Source organism: Pseudomonas plecoglossicida NBRC 103162 = DSM 15088 (assembly GCF_000730665.1).
Classification (GTDB): domain Bacteria; phylum Pseudomonadota; class Gammaproteobacteria; order Pseudomonadales; family Pseudomonadaceae; genus Aquipseudomonas; species Aquipseudomonas plecoglossicida.
The window spans coordinates 72030-89240 of the sequence record NZ_BBIV01000023.1; the positions used below are offsets into that span (position 1 = coordinate 72030).

The 17211-nt window shown below is 61.3% G+C and carries 20 protein-coding genes; 7 read left to right on the forward strand and 13 right to left on the reverse strand.

All coding sequences use genetic code 11. The annotated features are described in order from the left end of the window. The first annotated feature begins 238 nt into the window (after positions 1 to 238). From PPL01S_RS15125 to PPL01S_RS15140, 4 genes are all read left to right on the forward strand, one after another. Positions 239 to 643 carry a TraR/DksA family transcriptional regulator gene (locus PPL01S_RS15125; protein ID WP_016393155.1) on the forward strand — a complete coding sequence of 135 codons (405 nt, stop codon included), beginning with the start codon at positions 239 to 241 and terminating at the stop codon, positions 641 to 643. Between the two features lie 186 nt (positions 644 to 829). Continuing rightward, complete coding sequence (locus tag PPL01S_RS15130; RefSeq protein ID WP_016393156.1) at positions 830 to 1024, forward strand: hypothetical protein; 195 nt, start codon at positions 830 to 832, stop codon at positions 1022 to 1024. Between the two features lie 356 nt (positions 1025 to 1380). Then, positions 1381 to 1851, forward strand: coding sequence for a hypothetical protein (locus PPL01S_RS15135; protein WP_016393157.1), 471 nt, complete (start codon positions 1381 to 1383; stop codon positions 1849 to 1851). Next, a complete protein-coding gene (locus tag PPL01S_RS15140; protein ID WP_016393158.1) occupies positions 1848 to 2060 on the forward strand; it encodes a hypothetical protein in 213 nt (70 codons plus the stop codon). The genes PPL01S_RS15135 and PPL01S_RS15140 overlap by 4 nt, the downstream gene beginning before the upstream one ends. 12 nt (positions 2061 to 2072) lie before the next feature. Here the strand turns inward: PPL01S_RS15140 and PPL01S_RS15145 are convergent, their stop codons facing one another. From PPL01S_RS15145 to PPL01S_RS15175, 7 genes are all read right to left on the reverse strand, one after another. Beyond that, complete coding sequence (locus PPL01S_RS15145) at positions 2073 to 2438, reverse strand: Na+/H+ antiporter subunit G (protein ID WP_016393159.1); 366 nt, start codon at positions 2436 to 2438, stop codon at positions 2073 to 2075. Continuing rightward, positions 2435 to 2713, reverse strand: coding sequence for a K+/H+ antiporter subunit F (locus tag PPL01S_RS15150; RefSeq protein WP_016393160.1), 279 nt, complete (start codon positions 2711 to 2713; stop codon positions 2435 to 2437). The genes PPL01S_RS15145 and PPL01S_RS15150 overlap by 4 nt, the downstream gene beginning before the upstream one ends. Next, positions 2710 to 3198 (reverse strand): Na+/H+ antiporter subunit E, encoded by a 489-nt coding sequence (locus PPL01S_RS15155; protein ID WP_016393161.1) that lies wholly within the window; start codon positions 3196 to 3198, stop codon positions 2710 to 2712. The genes PPL01S_RS15150 and PPL01S_RS15155 overlap by 4 nt, the downstream gene beginning before the upstream one ends. Then, positions 3195 to 4874, reverse strand: coding sequence for a monovalent cation/H+ antiporter subunit D (locus tag PPL01S_RS15160; RefSeq protein WP_016393162.1), 1680 nt, complete (start codon positions 4872 to 4874; stop codon positions 3195 to 3197). Before PPL01S_RS15160 ends, PPL01S_RS15155 begins: the two co-directional genes overlap by 4 nt. Continuing rightward, complete coding sequence (locus PPL01S_RS15165) at positions 4871 to 5215, reverse strand: Na+/H+ antiporter subunit C (RefSeq protein WP_013971840.1); 345 nt, start codon at positions 5213 to 5215, stop codon at positions 4871 to 4873. The genes PPL01S_RS15160 and PPL01S_RS15165 overlap by 4 nt, the downstream gene beginning before the upstream one ends. Continuing rightward, entirely contained in the window at positions 5215 to 8127 is a 2913-nt protein-coding gene (locus PPL01S_RS15170) for a monovalent cation/H+ antiporter subunit A (protein WP_028625922.1), read from the reverse strand. The genes PPL01S_RS15165 and PPL01S_RS15170 overlap by 1 nt, the downstream gene beginning before the upstream one ends. Before the next feature lie 150 nt (positions 8128 to 8277). Beyond that, on the reverse strand, positions 8278 to 9228 hold the full coding sequence (locus PPL01S_RS15175) for a DMT family transporter (protein ID WP_016393164.1): 951 nt from the start codon (positions 9226 to 9228) through the stop codon (positions 8278 to 8280). 83 nt (positions 9229 to 9311) lie between these two features. Between PPL01S_RS15175 and PPL01S_RS15180 the strand changes: the two genes are divergently transcribed. Further along, positions 9312 to 9875, forward strand: a complete 564-nt coding sequence (locus PPL01S_RS15180; protein WP_016393165.1) for a helix-turn-helix domain-containing protein — start codon at positions 9312 to 9314, stop codon at positions 9873 to 9875. Between the two features lie 70 nt (positions 9876 to 9945). Here PPL01S_RS15180 and PPL01S_RS15185 read toward each other — a convergent pair whose 3' ends face one another. Both PPL01S_RS15185 and soxR read right to left on the reverse strand, forming a co-directional pair. Beyond that, positions 9946 to 10494 carry a cysteine hydrolase family protein gene (locus PPL01S_RS15185; protein WP_016393166.1) on the reverse strand — a complete coding sequence of 183 codons (549 nt, stop codon included), beginning with the start codon at positions 10492 to 10494 and terminating at the stop codon, positions 9946 to 9948. 81 nt (positions 10495 to 10575) lie between these two features. Beyond that, complete coding sequence (gene soxR, locus PPL01S_RS15190; protein ID WP_016393167.1) at positions 10576 to 11046, reverse strand: redox-sensitive transcriptional activator SoxR; 471 nt, start codon at positions 11044 to 11046, stop codon at positions 10576 to 10578. 87 nt (positions 11047 to 11133) lie between these two features. On the opposite strand from soxR, the gene PPL01S_RS15195 reads away from it, so the two are divergent. After that, positions 11134 to 11514 carry an antibiotic biosynthesis monooxygenase gene (locus PPL01S_RS15195; protein ID WP_016393168.1) on the forward strand — a complete coding sequence of 127 codons (381 nt, stop codon included), beginning with the start codon at positions 11134 to 11136 and terminating at the stop codon, positions 11512 to 11514. Here PPL01S_RS15195 and PPL01S_RS15200 read toward each other — a convergent pair. Both PPL01S_RS15200 and PPL01S_RS15205 read right to left on the reverse strand, forming a co-directional pair. After that, positions 11493 to 12263, reverse strand: coding sequence for an alpha/beta hydrolase family protein (locus tag PPL01S_RS15200; protein WP_016393169.1), 771 nt, complete (start codon positions 12261 to 12263; stop codon positions 11493 to 11495). The two genes, PPL01S_RS15195 and PPL01S_RS15200, sit on opposite strands and share 22 nt — an antisense overlap. Continuing rightward, complete coding sequence (locus PPL01S_RS15205) at positions 12247 to 13365, reverse strand: DUF3182 family protein (protein WP_016393170.1); 1119 nt, start codon at positions 13363 to 13365, stop codon at positions 12247 to 12249. Before PPL01S_RS15205 ends, PPL01S_RS15200 begins: the two co-directional genes overlap by 17 nt. A 217-nt stretch (positions 13366 to 13582) precedes the next feature. On the opposite strand from PPL01S_RS15205, the gene PPL01S_RS15210 reads away from it, so the two are divergent. Further along, the gene (locus PPL01S_RS15210) at positions 13583 to 15391 is read left to right on the forward strand and encodes an aminopeptidase P family protein (RefSeq protein WP_016393171.1); all 1809 of its coding nucleotides are present in this window, start codon (positions 13583 to 13585) and stop codon (positions 15389 to 15391) included. 54 nt (positions 15392 to 15445) lie between these two features. Here PPL01S_RS15210 and PPL01S_RS15215 read toward each other — a convergent pair whose 3' ends face one another. Together PPL01S_RS15215 and rhtA are read right to left on the reverse strand one after the other, a co-directional pair. Beyond that, the gene (locus PPL01S_RS15215) at positions 15446 to 15727 is read right to left on the reverse strand and encodes a hypothetical protein (RefSeq protein ID WP_016393172.1); all 282 of its coding nucleotides are present in this window, start codon (positions 15725 to 15727) and stop codon (positions 15446 to 15448) included. A 189-nt stretch (positions 15728 to 15916) separates the two neighbouring features. Next, positions 15917 to 16804, reverse strand: a complete 888-nt coding sequence (gene rhtA / locus PPL01S_RS15220; protein WP_016393173.1) for a threonine/homoserine exporter RhtA — start codon at positions 16802 to 16804, stop codon at positions 15917 to 15919. Positions 16805 to 17211: the final 407 nt, after the last annotated feature.

The window sequence follows — 17211 nt, forward strand, 5'->3', positions numbered from 1 at the left end:
GTTACTGACTTTTCTGCCACTGTCCGGTTGTCTTATCGGAAAATGACAGCCGGCAGGCAGATTCCACCTCATTTCGGTCAAATCCACCGTCATTGGTGTTGCCCCTGGCGACGCGGCGCCTTAGACTTCCGCCCCCTGTAAAAGAGTGCCAGTTGGCGCTTGAAGAATTCCGCTGCCGATGCCAGTGCGTCGGCGGCACCTGAATTGCCCAAATGCACATTTTTTCATAGAGATATCGATGACCAAGGAACAGTTGCTGGCCATGTCGGCCGATGACTACATGAACGCTGATCAGCTGGCATTCTTCACTGCCCTGCTGCAGGCGATGAAAGTCGAAACCCATGAACGCATCGAGCTGAGCCGCGCCACCATCGAAGGCCTGGACACCCCGTCGGACCCTGCCGATGTGGCGTCGGTCGAAGAGGAGCGTAGCTGGCTGGTCAACGCCATCGATCGCGACCAGCGCTTGTTGCCGCAGCTGGAAATGGCGCTTGATCGTATCAATGACGAGAGCTTTGGCTGGTGCGATGACAGTGGTGAGCCAATCGGTCTCAAGCGTCTTTTGATCAGCCCGACCACCAAGTACTGCATCGAAGCGCAAGAGCGACACGAGCAGCTCGACCGCCACCAGCGTCAGGTCTGATCGCACGCGGTGCGCCAAGCCCCATGGAGTGATCCTTGGGGCTTTTTGCGTTTCTGGCGCCAGGGGGTCGTCTGGCTTTGTTGCTCAGGGTGCAATGCTGCTGTACAGCAATGTGCTGTTTCTTCCCCAATGGCGGGCGTATCATGGTCATATCGTTAGGGTGCTACTTATATTCCGGAGGGAATGATGAATAGCCGAGTCGATGTGGCCGTGATGATCGGCACAGGCGTGCCAGCAACGCTGCAAGCGCTGGGCAAGCGCATTTGCTGGGTGGTATTGGTCAATGGTGAGCGCCGTGGTACGGCATTCGCGACCCGTGAAGAGGCCCTGGAATGCCAGGCCGCCTGGTTGAAACAGTTGCAAAAAGCCGAGGCCGCCTGACGCGGAGCAATAAATGTGCTTTTGCGCTCGACGGATTTCGGTGTTTTCGTGCATATTTGATCCCCGGTAATGCGCTGCTTGATGCCCGCGCCCGATGATGGGCGTGCAGTTATCTATCGCATCTTTCTGGCGGATGTATTTGTCAGACTTTACGCTTCCCGCTCCGGGAACATGTCTAGCGGCTATATAAAGCCCGGGTCTGACAAGCTCGTGTAAAATTTCCTGCCTGTTGCATCGTCAGCAGGCACAGACGTTTCGCGCATCGCTTGATTACTCTTTTGCCTATCGAAATGAATATGGCCGCATCTCGCTGAGGTCGAGTGAGGGCGGATGTCACCGGTCTGAGGATTACTTCATTGGCAGTCAGTACACTCGATACCCATGCCTTGTTCGCACTTGGCGATTTGCGCGGTAAGTTGGCCAAGCTGTTTCAAGGTCGTTTCATTTATGTCACCGAACAGAACCCCGAAGGCCTGTACATGGCCGAAATCGACACTGAGAGTGCGTTGGTGGTCGATGACAAGCAGCGACTGGAGTTGAAGGTGGGCGATCATTTCCGGGCGGCGGTTTTGCCGAGCCGGGAAGGTGGCAAACTGGAAATGCGCTTTCGTGAAATCAAGCTCAATGTCTATGGCCTGGGCGACTATGCCTTTGTTTCGGTGCCGGAAGGCGAGGGCATCGTCTTTCGTGACGGCCATGGCGTGATGCTGGTGTTCGCAGCCCAGCAGCAAGTGCAGGAGGGCCTGGGCAAATTGCTCAAGGCTGTTACCGGCAAGGTCGCGAAATGGCGCAAGGGCGAACTCATCACTTTCAAGGCCAGTGAATGACTGATCAGGGTGAAGTGCCTGGCACTCGTGCGGCGTTTCATCGGCAGCACCAGGCGCGGGCGACGGCCCAGGCCGAATCCCTGTTGGCTCGACGTGAAGACCTGCAGGGTGCCTGGTTGAACTGGGTGGCCGCGCAGTTGTACCAGCTTCGCCCGGCACCCTATGCGGCCATGGTGCGGCGGGAGTTGCAGCGCCTTACCCAGTCGTGAGGTTGGCGCCACTCAGTTTCCGCGATGCCCGCCGCTGCTTGTTTCCTCCGGCACCGCCTCCTTGGCCATGCGTTTGCGAAACAGCGCTGCGCGAGCCAGCAGCAGGGTGGTGACGGGCACGGTAATGGACAGCAGGATGGGAATCAGCCAGGCGTGCAGCACCGGGCTTTGCTTGATCCACGAAAAGTAGATGATCGAAGCCAGCGCTACGCACCATGCGCCGATGGTCGAGGCCAGCGCAGGTGGGTGCATTCGCTGGAAATAGTCTTTCAGCCGCAGCAGCCCGATTGCACCGATCAGGGCGAACAGGCTGCCAATCAGCAACAGTGTCGCGGTGAGCAGTTCCAGCCAGAACGGCAGTTCAAGGGTTTCGTTCATTCGATCACCTCACCACGCAGCAGAAACTTGGCCAGGGCAAACGAGCCGACGAAGCCGAACAGCGCAATCAGCAGGGCACCTTCAAAGTACGTGTCGCTGGCATAACGAATGCCCAGTACCAGCATCATCAGCATGCCCAGAATATACAGGTAGTCCAGCGCCAGTACCCGGTCCTGGGCGGACGGGCCGCGAAACACCCGTATCAGCGCCAGGCCCATGGCCAGGGCAAAGATGAACAGGCTGGCAAGGACTGCATTGGCGAGCAGGCCTGTCATTCGAAGATCTCCATCAGCGGGCGTTCATAGGTGTGTTTGAAGTGTTCGATGAAGGCCGCTTCATCCTCCAGGTCGAACACGTGCAGCAGCAGTACGCTGCGGTCCAGGGCCAGTTCGGACCAGACGGTGCCGGGCACTACGGTGGTGATCATCGACAGGGCCGCCAGGCCATGGGCGTCGTGCAGATCCAGCGGGATGTGCACGAAGGCCGAGCGCGGGGGCTGCTGGCCGGCACGCAATACGCCGCGGGCGACCAGCAAGTTGGAGGCAATCACATCGATACCGACACGCGCGATCAACTTGGCAACCACCAGCGGCCGTCGCACATGGGCGCGTTGCGGGCGCAAGGGTGCCATCAGCAGTGGGGCAGCCAGTCCTAATGCGGCGCCGAGCAACAGGTTGCCAGGGCTGACCGACAGGTTCAGCAGCAACCACAAGCCGAACAGCGCCAAGGACAGCAGCGGAGCGGGGAATATTCGGCTCATGGCTGCACCTGCTGTTCGGGCGTGGTCGGGCCGGGAATGGGGCGTGCTGCCATCACCGCTTCGATATAGCGCTCTGGCGTCTGCAGGCTGGCGGCGGTGTCCTGGGTATAGCGCAGCAGAGGCTCGGCCCTGAAGCTGAGGATGATGCACAGGCCCAACAGGACCACGATCGGCAAGCATTCATAGCGACGCAATACAGGCGAAGGGCGTTCTTCTGGCTTCCAGAAACGCTGGATGCCCACGCGGCCAAAGGCGATCAACGACGCCATGCCTGACAGTACCAGCAAGGCCACCAGGCCCCAGCCGGCTGCAGGCAGTGGTTGCTCGGCCGGAACACCTAGCCCCAACGGATTGAACAGGGCACTGATCAGGTTGAGTTTGCCGACGAAACCCGAAAGTGGCGGCATGCCGATGATCAGCAAGGCGCAGGCAATGAAGCTGAGGCCGAGGAAGGCCATGGTCCAAGGGATGATCTGGCCGATCACGACCTTTTGCTCGTCGTCGAGGTTGATACCTTTGGGCGGGTGCAAGGACTCGAGCGGCGACGGCATGACGCCTTCTTCATCATCCAGCGGTGCTTCGTTGGCCGAGCGCGAGCGCTCGATCAGCTCGGCGAGCAGGAACAGCGCGCACAGCGCCAAGGTCGAGTTCACCAGGTAGAACAACGCTGCGCCGGTCAGGGCTGGCTGGGCGAAGCCGACGGCACCGAGCAGGGTGCCGGCGGAGACCAGGATGCTCAGGGCGGCCATTCGCTCCAGGCGCTGGGCCGCCAATATCGACACTGCCGCGACGGCCAAGGTTGCCAGACCGCCATAGACCAGCCATTGCCCACCAAAATGCGCCGATGCGCCCGCCTGTCCGGAAAACAGCAGCGTCCACAAGCGCAGTACGGCGTACAGCCCGACCTTGGTCATGATGGCAAACAGTGCAGCGACCGGTGCACTGGCCGAGGCGTAGGCGGGGACAAGCCAGAAGTTCAGTGGCCAGATTCCGGCTTTCACCAGAAACGCCATGGCCAGCACCGCAGCCCCGGCATGCAGGAGGCCGCGGTCGGCTTCCGGCACCAGCGGAATCTTCAGGGCCAGGTCGGCCATGTTGAGGGTACCGGTAACACCGTAGAGCATGGCCGCGCCGATCAGGAACAGCGACGAGGCAAACAGGTTGATGGCGATGTAATGCAAGCCTGCTCGAACCCGCGCTCGACCCGAGCCATGCAGCAGCAGGCCGTATGAGGCCGCCAGAAGCACTTCGAAGAATACGAACAGGTTGAACAGGTCGGCGGTGAGGAAGGCACCGTACAGGCCCATCAGCTGGATCTGGAACAAGGCGTGGAAGCTGGCGCCTGCGCTGTCCCAGCGGGCGCGGGCGAACAGCAGCGCGCTGACGCCGATGACTCCGGTCAGCGTCAGTAGCAGTGCCGAGAGGTGATCGAGCACCAGCACGATGCCGAAAGGCGCAGGCCAGTTGCCGGGCAGGTAGACGCCGATCGACTCCGCCTGACCGTGGGTGCGTACCCACAACAGCAAGCAGATCGCGATCGCCAGGCCTGTGACGGTGGAAAGCAAATTCAGGCGTGCTTTGAGCTGGCGATGCTTCTCGCCCAGCAACAGCATCACTGCCGCCGTCAGCAACGGTAGCAGGATGGGGGCGACGATCAGTTGACCCATGGACGTCATTCGTCACGCTCCCGGCCATCCACGTGGTCGGTACCGGTGAGGCCTCGCGATGCCAGCAGCACGACCAGGAACAAGGCGGTCATGGCGAAGCTGATGACGATCGCGGTCAGCACCAGCGCCTGGGGCAGCGGGTCGGTGTAATGCAGGAGATCCTGGGGCACCCCATCCTTGATGATCGGCTCCTTGCCGATGAACAGGCTGCCCATGCTGAAGATGAACAGGTTGACCCCGTACGACAGCAGGCACAGGCCCATGATCACCTGATAGGTTCGAGGGCGCAGGATCAACCACACCCCAGAGGCGGCCAGCACACCGATGGCGACTGCTATGACTTCTTCCATCAGGCGGCTCCTGCTTGGCTGGATTTCGGATTGCCCGGGCGATAGGCGCGGACCGACTGGTGCGCCAGGGCAGTGAGGATCAGCAGGGTCGAGCCGACCACCACGGTATACACGCCGATGTCGAAGAACAGTGCGCTGGCCACGTGCACATCGCCCAGTACCGGCAGGTGCAGGTGGGCGGTATGGGTGGTGAGGAACGGATAGCCCAGCAGCATCGCGCCGACCCCGGTCAGGGTGGCGCACAGCAGCCCGGTGCCCATCCAGCGTAGCGGTCGAAGGCTCATCTGTGCTTCGACCCATTGGGTGCCGGCGACCATGTACTGGAGGATGAACGCCACCGACATGACCAGGCCGGCGACGAAGCCGCCGCCTGGCTGGTTGTGGCCACGCATGAACAGGTACATCGATACCAGCAACGCGATTGGCAACAGCAGGCGTACCAGCACCGCGGGCACCATCATGAAGCCCAGGGCGGTGTCGGTGGCATGGCGCGGGTTGATCAGGTCGGTGACCACGTCAGGCGCCAGCAGGCGTTGCTGGGAAGGCAGCTGCATGCTCTCCTTGGGCGGGCGGAAGCGGCGCAGCAGGGCGAACACGGTCAGCGCCACGGCTACCAGCACGGTGATCTCGCCGAGGGTGTCGAAGCCACGGAAGTCCACCAGCATCACGTTGACCACATTGGTACCGCCGCCCTGGGGCAGGGCCCGGCTCAGGTAGAACGAAGAAATATCGTTTGGCGTGGGGCGTGTCAGCATGGCGTAGGACAGCACGGCCATACCGGTTCCGACCAGGATTGCCAGCACCAGGTCGCGCAGGCGCCGAACGCGCGCGCGCTCGAGGCTGCCGGGCAAGGGCGAGACGCCTTCGATACGGCGTGGCAGCCAGCGCAGGCCGAGCAGGATCAGTACCGTGGTGACCACTTCCACCACCAGCTGGGTCAAGGCCAGGTCGGGTGCGGAGAACCACACGAAGGTGATGCAAGTCATCAGGCCGCAGACGCTGACCATGATCAGGGCGGCCAGGCGGTGGTACTTGGCCTGGTAGGCGGCGCCGATGGCACAGGCAATGGCAATCAGCCAGAGGGCGACGAACACGCCGGAGCCAGGAATCTTTGGCCGATCGCCCCAGCTCAGGCCGCTGTAGAGCATGGGCGTGAGGCCTGCCAGGAAGGCCGCCAGCACCAGCATGAACAGCTGGGACTGCAGGCGGCGGCTGGTCAGCAGTTTCTCGACGCGGCGGGCCAGCAGCATCAGGTGCACCTGACCGTGTTCGAACAGGCGTTTGCCATTGAAGCGTTCGAGCAGCGGTGGGTAAGGAAAGCGGCCGAGGCGCAACTGATTGCGCAGCAGCAGGTAGAGCACGATGCCGCCACTCATGGCCACCAGGCTCATGATCAACGGCGCGTTCCAGCCATGCCAGATGGCCAGGCTGTATTCCGGCAGCGTGCCGCCCACCACGGGCAACGTGGCGGCCGCCAGCAGCGGGCCGACCGACTGGGCAGGGAAGATACCTACCACCAGGCAGGTGAGCACCAGCAGTTCGACGGGGGCGCGCATCCAGCGTGGCGGTTCATGCGGCGTGTGTGGCAGATCCTGAGCGGTAGGGCCGAAGAAGACGTCGACCGTAAAGCGCAGGGCGTAGGCGACGCTGAAGGTGCCGGCAAGGGTGGCGATCACCGGCAGAGCGGCTTCGACCCAGGCGGTGGAGGAGATGAAAACGGTTTCGGCGAAGAACATTTCCTTGGACAGGAAACCGTTCATCAGCGGCACTCCCGCCATCGAGGCGCTGGCCACCATGGCCAGTGTCGCGGTGTAGGGAATCAGGCGGATCAGCCCGCTGAGGCGGCGGATGTCGCGGGTGCCGCTCTCGTGGTCGATGATACCGGCGGCCATGAACAGCGAGGCCTTGAAGGTCGCGTGGTTGAGGATGTGGAACACCGCGGCGACGGCTGCCAGCGGGCTGTTGAGGCCCAGCAGCAGGGTGATCAGGCCCAGGTGGCTGATGGTGGAGTAGGCCAGCAGGCCCTTGAGGTCGTTCTGGAACATGGCTGCGAACGCGCCCAGCAGCAGCGTCATGGCACCGGCACCCCCAACGATCCAGAACCACTCTTCGCTGCCGGAGAGCACCGGCCACAATCGCGCCAGCAGAAAGACCCCGGCCTTGACCATGGTCGCCGAGTGCAAATAGGCAGAAACCGGTGTCGGCGCTGCCATGGCATGGGGTAGCCAGAACTGGAAGGGGAACTGTGCACTCTTGCTGAGCGCGCCGACCAGGATCAAGGGCAGCAGTACCGGGTAAAGCGCGTGTTGGCGAATGGTATCGCCAGCGGCCAATACCTTGTCCAGGTCGTAGCTGCCGACCACATGCCCAAGCAACAGCGCGCCTACCAGCAGGCACAGGCCGCCGGCGCCAGTGACCATCAGCGCCATGTACGCACCGCGGCGAGCGTCGGCGCGGTGGTGCCAGTAGCCGATCAACAGGAACGAAAACAGGCTCGTCAGTTCCCAGAAAAACACCAGCTGGATCAGGTTGCCGGATATCACCAGCCCGAGCATGGCGCCCATGAACGCGAGAAAGAATGCGAAGAAGCGCGGTACCGGGTCCTGGGGCGACATGTAGTAGCGCGCATACAGCGACACCAGGGTGCCGATACCCAGCACCAGCAGTGAGAACAGCCAGGCGAAACCATCCATGCGCAGCACGAGGTTCAACCCCAGGCTGGGCAGCCAGAGAAACTCTTCGCGAATGACACCGCCATGGGCGATCTGGGGATACAACAGTGCTACCTGGATCGTCCCTGCCAGGGCTACGAGCCCTGCGAGGATGGACTCGGCGTTACGTGCGTTGTGCGGCAGCACGGCTGCCAGGCAACTGCCCAGGAACGGCAGAAGCAGTAGCACTATCAATGACATAGCATTCTATTCTGGAAAGGTTTGCCAAGGATCATACGTGCCGGGCAGTTGATCACCAACACGCAAGCTGTCGCAGAATCGTACAAACAGGGTGTGACAAGCTATTTTTTTATAACAGTTTTTTACAGAGCATAGCTGCAGTTGAGCGCTTTACAGGCCGGCTTCGTGTTCCCGCTCCTGCGCGACTTCGATTTCCTCACTGGCCATGCGAGCGCGGCGGAACTTCAGTTCGCTCACCACCACGGCCACCACGATAAGCAGCCCGCCCAGCAGCGCGACGCCTGGCAAGCGCTCACCTGCGATACGTCCGACCACCCCGGCCCATACGGGTTCGCCGGCATAGATCAGCGTGGCACGGGTCGGCGAAACCGACTGCTGGGCCCAGTTCATCGCTACCTGGATCACCGCGCTCATGGCGCCCAGGCCGAGCGCACTGAGCACCAGCAGCCAGGAGAAATCAGGGAGGTGCTCCTGGGTCGGGACAATCATCAGGAACGACAGCAACGAGGCGGTAGCCAGTTGCACCACGGTGACGCGGCGAACATCGACCTGCCCGGCGTAGCGACTGATCAGAATGATCTCACCGGCGATGGCCACGGCACTTACCAGGGTTACCACTTCGCCTTCACTGAAGTGCAGCGCCCCACCCTCGGGGCCGGCCAGCAGCATGAGGCCGATGAATGCCAGGCAGATACCGATGCTCGGCATCAACCCTGGGCGTCGGCCCAGCACCAGCCACTGCAGCAGCGGCACGAACGGTACATAGAGCGCGGTGATGAACGCCGACTGGCTGCTGCTGATGGTCTGCAGGCCCATGGTCTGCAAGCCGTAGCCGAGCATGATGGTCGTGCCGATCAGCACGCCGGCTTTCAGTTCGGTGAGGGTCAGGCCGGACAGCGCTCGCGCCGATACCGCGCCGACGAACAGGGCGGCGGCGGCAAAGCGCAGGCCCACGAAGAACATCGGGCCGCTGACCGTCATGACATTGTGCACCAGCAAGAAGGTGCCGCCCCACAGCATGGTGATGAACACCAGCACCATCTCGGCCTTGCTCAGGCGAAAGGAGAGGGAAGTCTTCGGGCTGTTGGTCGCCTCGTTCATGCTCTTGCACACTCGGAAGGGGCGGCGCACAATCGGCGCAAAGTGGGCAGTATACTGCGCAACCTGGGTAAGTGAGCAATATAGTGCACAGAGATTCCACACACCGCGCGTCGGTGCTGCAGCATGTCAGCGTCAACGTCCGTAGCCTGCGCAACGCCGCTTCGATGAGCCAGTCGACCCTGGCCGAGCGTTCAGGCGTCAGCCGGCGCATGCTGGTGGCGATCGAGGCTGGGGAAAAGAATGTCAGCCTGACCACCCTTGACTTGATTGCCGAAGCCCTGGGGGTCGCCTTCAGTACGCTCATTCAGGCGCCTGAGCAGCGTGACCCGAGCCGTATCGACGAACTGGCCTGGGCTGGCGTGCAGCCGCAGAGCAAGGCGGTGCTGCTGGCCAGCAGCGCGGCTCGCCGCGAAGTGGAAATCTGGGAGTGGACCCTGGCTCCGGGCGAGTGCTATGTCAGCGAAGCCGATGCGCAGGGCTGGAGCGAACAGATCTATGTGGCCGAGGGGCAGCTTACCTTGATCATAGAAGGGGTCGAGCGCTGTCTGCAGGTCGGCCAGTTCCATGTATTTCCAAGCGATTGTCGCTACGCCTACCGTAACGATGGCGCGGTGACCACGCGCTTCGTGCGCAACGTGGTGATCTGACCGCAACGCTGTGCCGGCCACCTCGAGGGCATGCCTGCGAGGTGGCCGGCATGGCGTGTGTCAGTGTTCTTCAGTGGTCCAGCAGCTCGTCAGTCCTCACCACCTTGGCATAGGCAAACGCCAACGCGGCCATTGCCGAGGCATGCACATCGGTCGCCGCAACCTGTTTGCCATCGAAGTCCAAGGGCAGCGTGGCACAGGCATCATGTGCGACGGTGACGTCATAGCCATAATCGGCGGCTGCCCGGGTAGCGGCATCGATGCACATATGGCTCATGCTGCCCACGATGGTCAGGGCCTGTATGCCGTGTTGGTCCAGGGTGCTCTTGAGCGGAGTATCGCGAAACGCATTGACCTTGTGCTTGAGTACCACGGGCTCGCCGTCCAGTGGTTTGACCTTGCTGTGGATGGCGGCACCCTGCGACTCGGGGGCGAAGAAGGGCGCATCGGCGCTTTCGAACTCATGCCGAACATGCACCACCAGGTCGCCTCGCTGGCGTGCCGCCGCCAGCAGGCGCGCGGCATTGTCGGCAGCCTGCTCGGCGCCGTCGAGGGTCCATTTGCCGCCGGGGAAGTAGTCGTTCTGGATATCGATGATGATCAACGCCTGCTTGCTCATGTTGCCTCCTGTGGCAATTGTTGTGGTCAGACGCTAGTTATAGGCGCTGCACAGCGCTACTGCCGCTAACCGAACGCACGCTCACAGCGGTTCTGGTGGTGCGGATGGATGGGGCCCTGGTCCCGCTTGGGCCAGATGATCCTGGCGATTGCGCAGCGGGCACTCCTTCAGTGACAGGCAGCCGCAGCCAATGCAGCCATCGAGCTGGTCGCGCAGCAAGGTCATCGCATCGATGCGGCGGCTGAGATCTTCTCGCCAGCGCGCCGACAATCGTTGCCAATCTTCGGCAGTCGGCGTGTGGTCGTTGGGCAATGCGGACAGCGCGGTGGCGATATCCGCGAGCGGGATACCCAGGCGCTGAGCCATCTTGATTACCGCCACACGCCGCAGCATCGCCCGCGGATAACGGCGCTGGTTGCCTGTATTGCGGTTGCTGTGAATCAGCCCTTTGGTTTCGTAGAAGTGCAGGGCGGTGACGGCCACGCCGCTGCGGGCGGCCAACTGGCCGACACTGAGTTGCTTGTCCTGCACCTCTGACGTTTTGCCCGGCATGTCGAAAAAGCTCTTGACCTTGAGTTAACTCGAGGTTTTACCCTGCTGGCCATCGCGCTGCAAGCGTTCGGAGCAAGGAGACTGAACATGACGGCTTCGCCGCAATCCCTGTGGTTCACCCAGATGATCGAATATGAAGTACCGGTTTCTCGTCAGGCGGCCCTGGCCCAGGCCCTGGTCACGCGCAGCGAGGAACTGGCGATGCGATGCGAGGGCCTGCAAGGGGTCAGTATCCAGGCCAGTGATGACGGCAGTCGGGTGTTGCAGTACTTGCAGTGGCAGTCGCGAGAGGCGTGGGCGGCTGCGGCGCAAGGTTTTGCCCAAGAGCCGTTTTTCGACTTGCTCAGCCGACATCAGGCAAGGGGTGTCAACTTCAGCGCCTATCAGGCCTTGCGCAGCCTGGTGCGCGGCGGTGATGGCGGCTTCCATTGCCAGGTCGGCAGGCTTCAGGCGTACCACGGTGCATAGTGCGGGTAGCGATCCAGGCGGGCGCCGATGACCATTTCACCAATCCACGCGGCCAGCATCGCGCTGTAGGCTTTCTGGCTCTCTTCGCTGGACAGTGCGTGGTCGGCACCGTCGACGAGACGGTGGGTGAGCGAGTGAGCGCTGATGAATGCCGAGCGATAGCTCATCAATGTCGTGTGCGGCACATAGTCGTCCTGCTCTGACTCCACCAGCAACACATCGCCACGAAATTCCGCGCAGGCTGCAAGCGCTCGGTTGTCACCCGGGCCCAGCAGGCGCTGGCGGTAGGTATTCAGGCGCTGGCGGTCGAGGGTCTGCTTGGGGGCATCCCAGTCGTCATCCCAGTACATCGCAGGTACCCGCAAGGCCAACCACTTCACCGGTCGCTGGAGGGTCAGCAAGGTCGCCAGGTAACCGCCATAACTGCTGCCGATGATGGCGATCGCGTTGCTGTCCACGGCCGGGTGACTGGCCAGGCAGTCGTAGGCGGCCAGGAGGTCGTAGAGATTCTGTTCGCGGGTGACTGTAAGCCGTTGGCTCTCGGTCTTTTCATGGCCGCGCAGGTCGAACGTCATGCACACGCAGCCGAGCCCGGTAATGTGACGGGCGCGGGCCAGGTCGCGTTGTTGGCTACCGCCCCAGCCGTGGACGAACAGAATGCCAGGCATCTTGCTGCCGGGGCTGACCAGGGTGCCGACGATGCTGTCGTTTTCAACCTGAAGTTCCACGGTTTCACTCTGAATGGTCATGCTCGCGAATCCGCGCATATTTGCTGAGTTGTCCGAGTTCACTGTCGTTTCCTTGATAGAAGAGGGTGGCGTCGGCGGGCAGATCGGACTCCCCGAACACTTCGTGTGTCGATGCACGCACACGCTGCAGGGCGGGGTCAGCGGAAAATGCCTGCAAGGCCAAGAGTTCTGCGCTGCTGGCGCCCCCTTGGCGCCAGGATTGTTCGAGCACGCCGCTGCGCAGGTGTCCTTGCGCGCTGGTGCCCCGGGCGATGTCATAGTTGCGCCTGGAGGCGATGAAGCCTGGGAAGTTCTGCTCCGCCGCGCGCTCATAGAGCACGGCCTGATTGATGGCCAGGCGAAGATGATCTTCAAGCTCCAGTTGCAGCAGTTCCGGGTAGCCACCGCGGACCACGACCAGCTCGGAACCGCCATAGACCTCGATGCCTTGGTGATCGTGGGTCAGTTGCTGGGTGCCGTGGTAGCTGCAGGTCAGCCCGGCTACGCGAACCTGGCCCACGCTGAACGTCTCCACATTGCTCAGGTCCTCTTCCAGTACCAGGCCCCAAAGCCCTAGTTGCTGGTCATCGATGTCGGCCAGCAAGGGCTCCAGCTCATCCAGTCGGCTGATCACCTTCTGCCCGCGCCCGGCGCAGGCCAGAACTGGCTTGAATCGAAGGGGGCCGTCGAGCAGCAGTAGCTTCGCGGCGAGGCGCGCATCGGTCTTGCTGAACACGGTGTAGCCACGTAGCAGGGCATCGCTGGCCTGCAGCGCAAAGGCGTCGGTCCAGCCAGGCGGAAAGTTGGCATTCGCCGGCAGGGGGTGGGAAATCGCTTTTGTGGCCATGTATGGATGACTGACCAAGCCACCGAACAAGTCCTCTTCGGTGTGGATACCCATCGACGCATGGTGCTCAGGGCCAATCAGTGTTTCGGTAGGCAGGTAGTAGTAGTTGTCCGGGTCACTCGCAGAGGGGCTGGGTTGCTCGACTGTGCAGCCCAGCAGCTGGGCCAGACTGGCGGCGATCTTGAGATGGACCGCGTGCTCGTGCTCCGGGGTGTGCTCGCGGGTATCGAGCAGAACGACAGCACGCTTCGGATTGCAGGCACTGGGCATGGGCATCGACCTGTCTGCAAGGAATGTACTGTTTGTGAAGCCTGGGCAGGTGGGAAGTTCAGCGCAAGTCGATCGAAGGTAGGGGCTTGCTGTAGGAATGTTCCTGTTTGCATGCCGTCCGGGCATTTGTCGATCTGCTCATGGTCACCATGATTGCGGCGCTGTGATGGCTGTTCCATTATCGTCATCCTGGATCAACCAAGACCTGTCCGCAGGAGTGCGCATGAACGTTAAGACCACCCTTCAGCAAACTGTGCCCGAGCGCCTGGCACAGGTGCGCCAAGTCATGGTCGAGGAGGGAGTCAATGCCCTCCTGGTGCCTTCGGCCGACCCTCATCTGTCCGAATACCTGCCGGGCCACTGGCAAGGGCGCCGCTGGTTGTCAGGGTTCCATGGCTCGGTGGGAACGCTGGTGGTCACTGCAGATTTCGCCGGCCTGTGGGTAGACAGTCGTTACTGGGAGCAAGCCGAGAAAGAGCTGGCGGGCAGTGGTATCGATCTGATGAAACTGCAGCCAGGCAAGCCGGGAGCATTGGAGTGGCTGGGCGAGAATGTCGTGGCCCAAGGCACGGTCGCCGTCGATGGCGCGGTCATGGCACTGGCTGCGGCGCGTGAGCTTGAAAAGCGCCTGGAGGCTCGCGATATCCGCCTTGTGACCGATCAAGACATGCTGGCCAAGGTCTGGATGGGGCGTCCCGCGTTGCCAGGCAATCCTGTCTATCAGCATCTGCCGCCCCATGCCACTGTCAGCCGTGCTGAAAAACTCGCCCGTTTGCGCAGCACCTTGAAAGAAAAGGGGGCGGATTGGCACTTTCTGGCGACGCTCGATGATATTGCCTGGCTGTTCAATTTGCGCGGCAGCGACGTGTCTTACAATCCGGTGTTCGTAGCTTTCGCGCTGATTGGCCATGGCCAGGCCATATTGTTCGTCGGAGAGGAAAAGCTCGATGAGCACTTGCGTCATGTGCTTCAGGTCGATGGTGTCGAGGTGCGTGAATACGCGATGGTTCACCAGGCGCTTGCTTCATTGGCGCCGGGCAGCCGTCTGCTGGTCGATCCTGCGCGGGTGACCTGCGGCCTGGTGAAAAACCTGGATGCCCAGGTGCAATTGATCGAGGGGCCGAACCCGACCTCCCTGAGCAAGTCGTGCAAGGGTGATGAAGATCTGGTGCATATCCGCCGGGTCATGGAGCAGGACGGTGCGGCATTGTGCGAGTTCTTTGCCTGGTTCGAAGCGCATCAGGGCAAGCAGATCATCACTGAGCTGACCGTCGATGAGCAGTTGAGTGCCGCGCGGGCCCGTCGACCTGATTACGTTTCGCTGAGTTTCTCGACGATTGCCGCTTTCAACGGTAATGGGGCGATGCCGCACTATCGGGCTACGGAGCAATCGCACGCCGTGATCGAGGGCGATGGCCTGCTGCTGATCGATTCGGGCGGCCAGTACCTGGGTGGGACCACCGACATCACTCGGATGATCCCGGTGGGTACGCCCACCCTGGAGCAGAAGCAGGATTGCACGCGTGTGCTGAAGGGGATGATTGCGCTATCACGTGCCACTTTTCCTCGCGGCATCCTCTCTCCGCTGCTCGATGCCATAGCGCGTGCGCCAATCTGGGCGGATCGAGTCGACTATGGCCATGGTACCGGGCATGGGGTGGGCTATTTCATGAACGTGCATGAAGGTCCGCAAGTAATCGCCTATCAGGCGGCAACCACCGCGCAGACCGCCATGCAGGCCGGGATGATCAGTTCGATCGAGCCGGGGACCTACCGCCCCGGCGAATGGGGCGTGCGGATCGAGAACCTGGTGGTCAATCGGGAGGCGGGAGCGACAGCATTCGGCGATTTCCTGAACTTCGAAACCTTGACACTGTGTCCTATCGATACCCGCTGTCTGCTGCCTGAGCTGCTGAGCCAGGAAGAGTTGGACTGGCTCAACCGGTATCACGCAACCGTGCGTGAGCGCCTTGCACCGTTGCTCGAAGGCGCGGTGCTGGCGTGGTTGCACGCGCGTACCGTGCCATTGTAAACGGCGCGATGGTGATCGAATGAAAGAAGGGCAGCCCATCGGCTGCCCTTTCTGTTACTTGCAGATGACGATCATGCTGCGGCTGGTATAGCCGGCTGGGTTGATGCCGAACAGGTAATCCCCCGGTTCTTCATCGGTGTCACCTGAGCGTGCGATGACCTTGTAGCCGCGCTTGCTGCACAGTTTGGCGGCTTTGTCGTAGCACTTGTCCCACGACGATGACAGGCCGGAGCAACTTATATGCAGGCCCTGCTTCCCATTTTTGACCTCGGTCTTGGCAGTCGCGGCACATCCAGCCATAGCCGCGACCATCAGGATGAGCAAGATACGTTTCATTCCCGTCCTTAAAAGCAGGGCTAGGCATGTGCCGTGCCCTGTCGTTATCGCTTCGGTTCTTCCTGAACGTTCCCCGGCATCCGTGTGCGTCAAGTAGATAGCGTAAAGATGATGCTTGTGTGACAGCTTAATCAGCGGTGCGGGACGCCACAATGGTTAATGACAGAGCAAATGGAAATATTTCTCAAATCAGTCGGCCGCTACCGCTGGGCTTGGGTCGCGACGCATCGAAAGCGTGGCGCCTGCCGAGGCAGCAATGATAGCCAGAATTGCCAACCACTGGCTTACGCTCAGTACCTCACCAAGGAACAGCAACCCGGAAAGTGCTCCAATTGCAGGTTCGATACTCATCAATGTGCCGAAGGTGCGTGCAGGCATGCGAGTCAGGGCAACCATTTCCAGGCTATAGGGCAAGGCAGTCGAGAGAACGGCCACACCGAGAGCCAGCGGGATGAGCGCAGGATTGAGCAGCGCGCTGCCGGCATGAACGATGCCAATCGGGGCAACGAACAGCGCGGCGACCACGACACCCAGTGCAGCGCTCTGGATCCCGTGCTCCGCACCAGCGCGCTGACCGAAGAGAATATACAGCGCCCAACAGACGCCGGCTCCCAGTGCATAAGCCACGCCCTCCAGGTCGAGTGGTTGGCCACTCTGCCCGACTGGAATGAGCAAAAGCAGGCCGACAACCGCCAGGGCAATCCACAAGAAATCGATCGCGCGTCGCGAGGCGAAAAGGGCAACGGCCAACGGGCCGGTGAACTCCAGGGCGACGGCGATCCCCAGTGGAGTGGTCTGCAGGGCCATATAGAAGAGGAAGTTCATCCCACCCAGCGACAGGCCATAGATGACCACATTTCGCAGTGTGGTTGCCGTCATGCGCACACGCCATGGGCGCAGGATCGCCAGCATGATGATGCTGGCGAACACCAGGCGCAGGGTCGTGGTGCCTTGTGCGCCAATGATCGGGAACATGCTTTTGGCCAATGAAGCGCCGGATTGTATCGATGCCATGGCGATGATCAGCAGACCGATAGGGAAGAGCGTGGCGGCCAGGCTGCGAGGCTGGGTGTTCATTTGTGGGAGGAGATCCTGAGGGGATGAGACGGTTGTGCACTATAGTGCGCAATAGCAGGGGTGTGGTGCAAAATTGCATGCAAAAGCGAGATTAATGAAGATTAGCCTTGACGGGCTCTCGAATCCCCTTATAATGCGGCCCACTTCCAGCGTGGCCGGAACGAGAAACTCCTTGAGATTCAAAGAGTTAAACGATCCAGGTGGTACTGGAAGCGCTTCGATCGAATGATCGGCAGCGGTTGAGATGATGGTTGACAGCGCTCTTGAGTGCTGTATGATTCGCCTCCCGCTACGAGAGATCGCAGCGAGTCAAGTGTTTGAAGCTAAACGAGTTTCTCGCAAAAAACTTCAAAATAAACGCTTGACAGCAAATGAGGAAAGCGTAGAATGCGCGCCTCGGTTGAGAT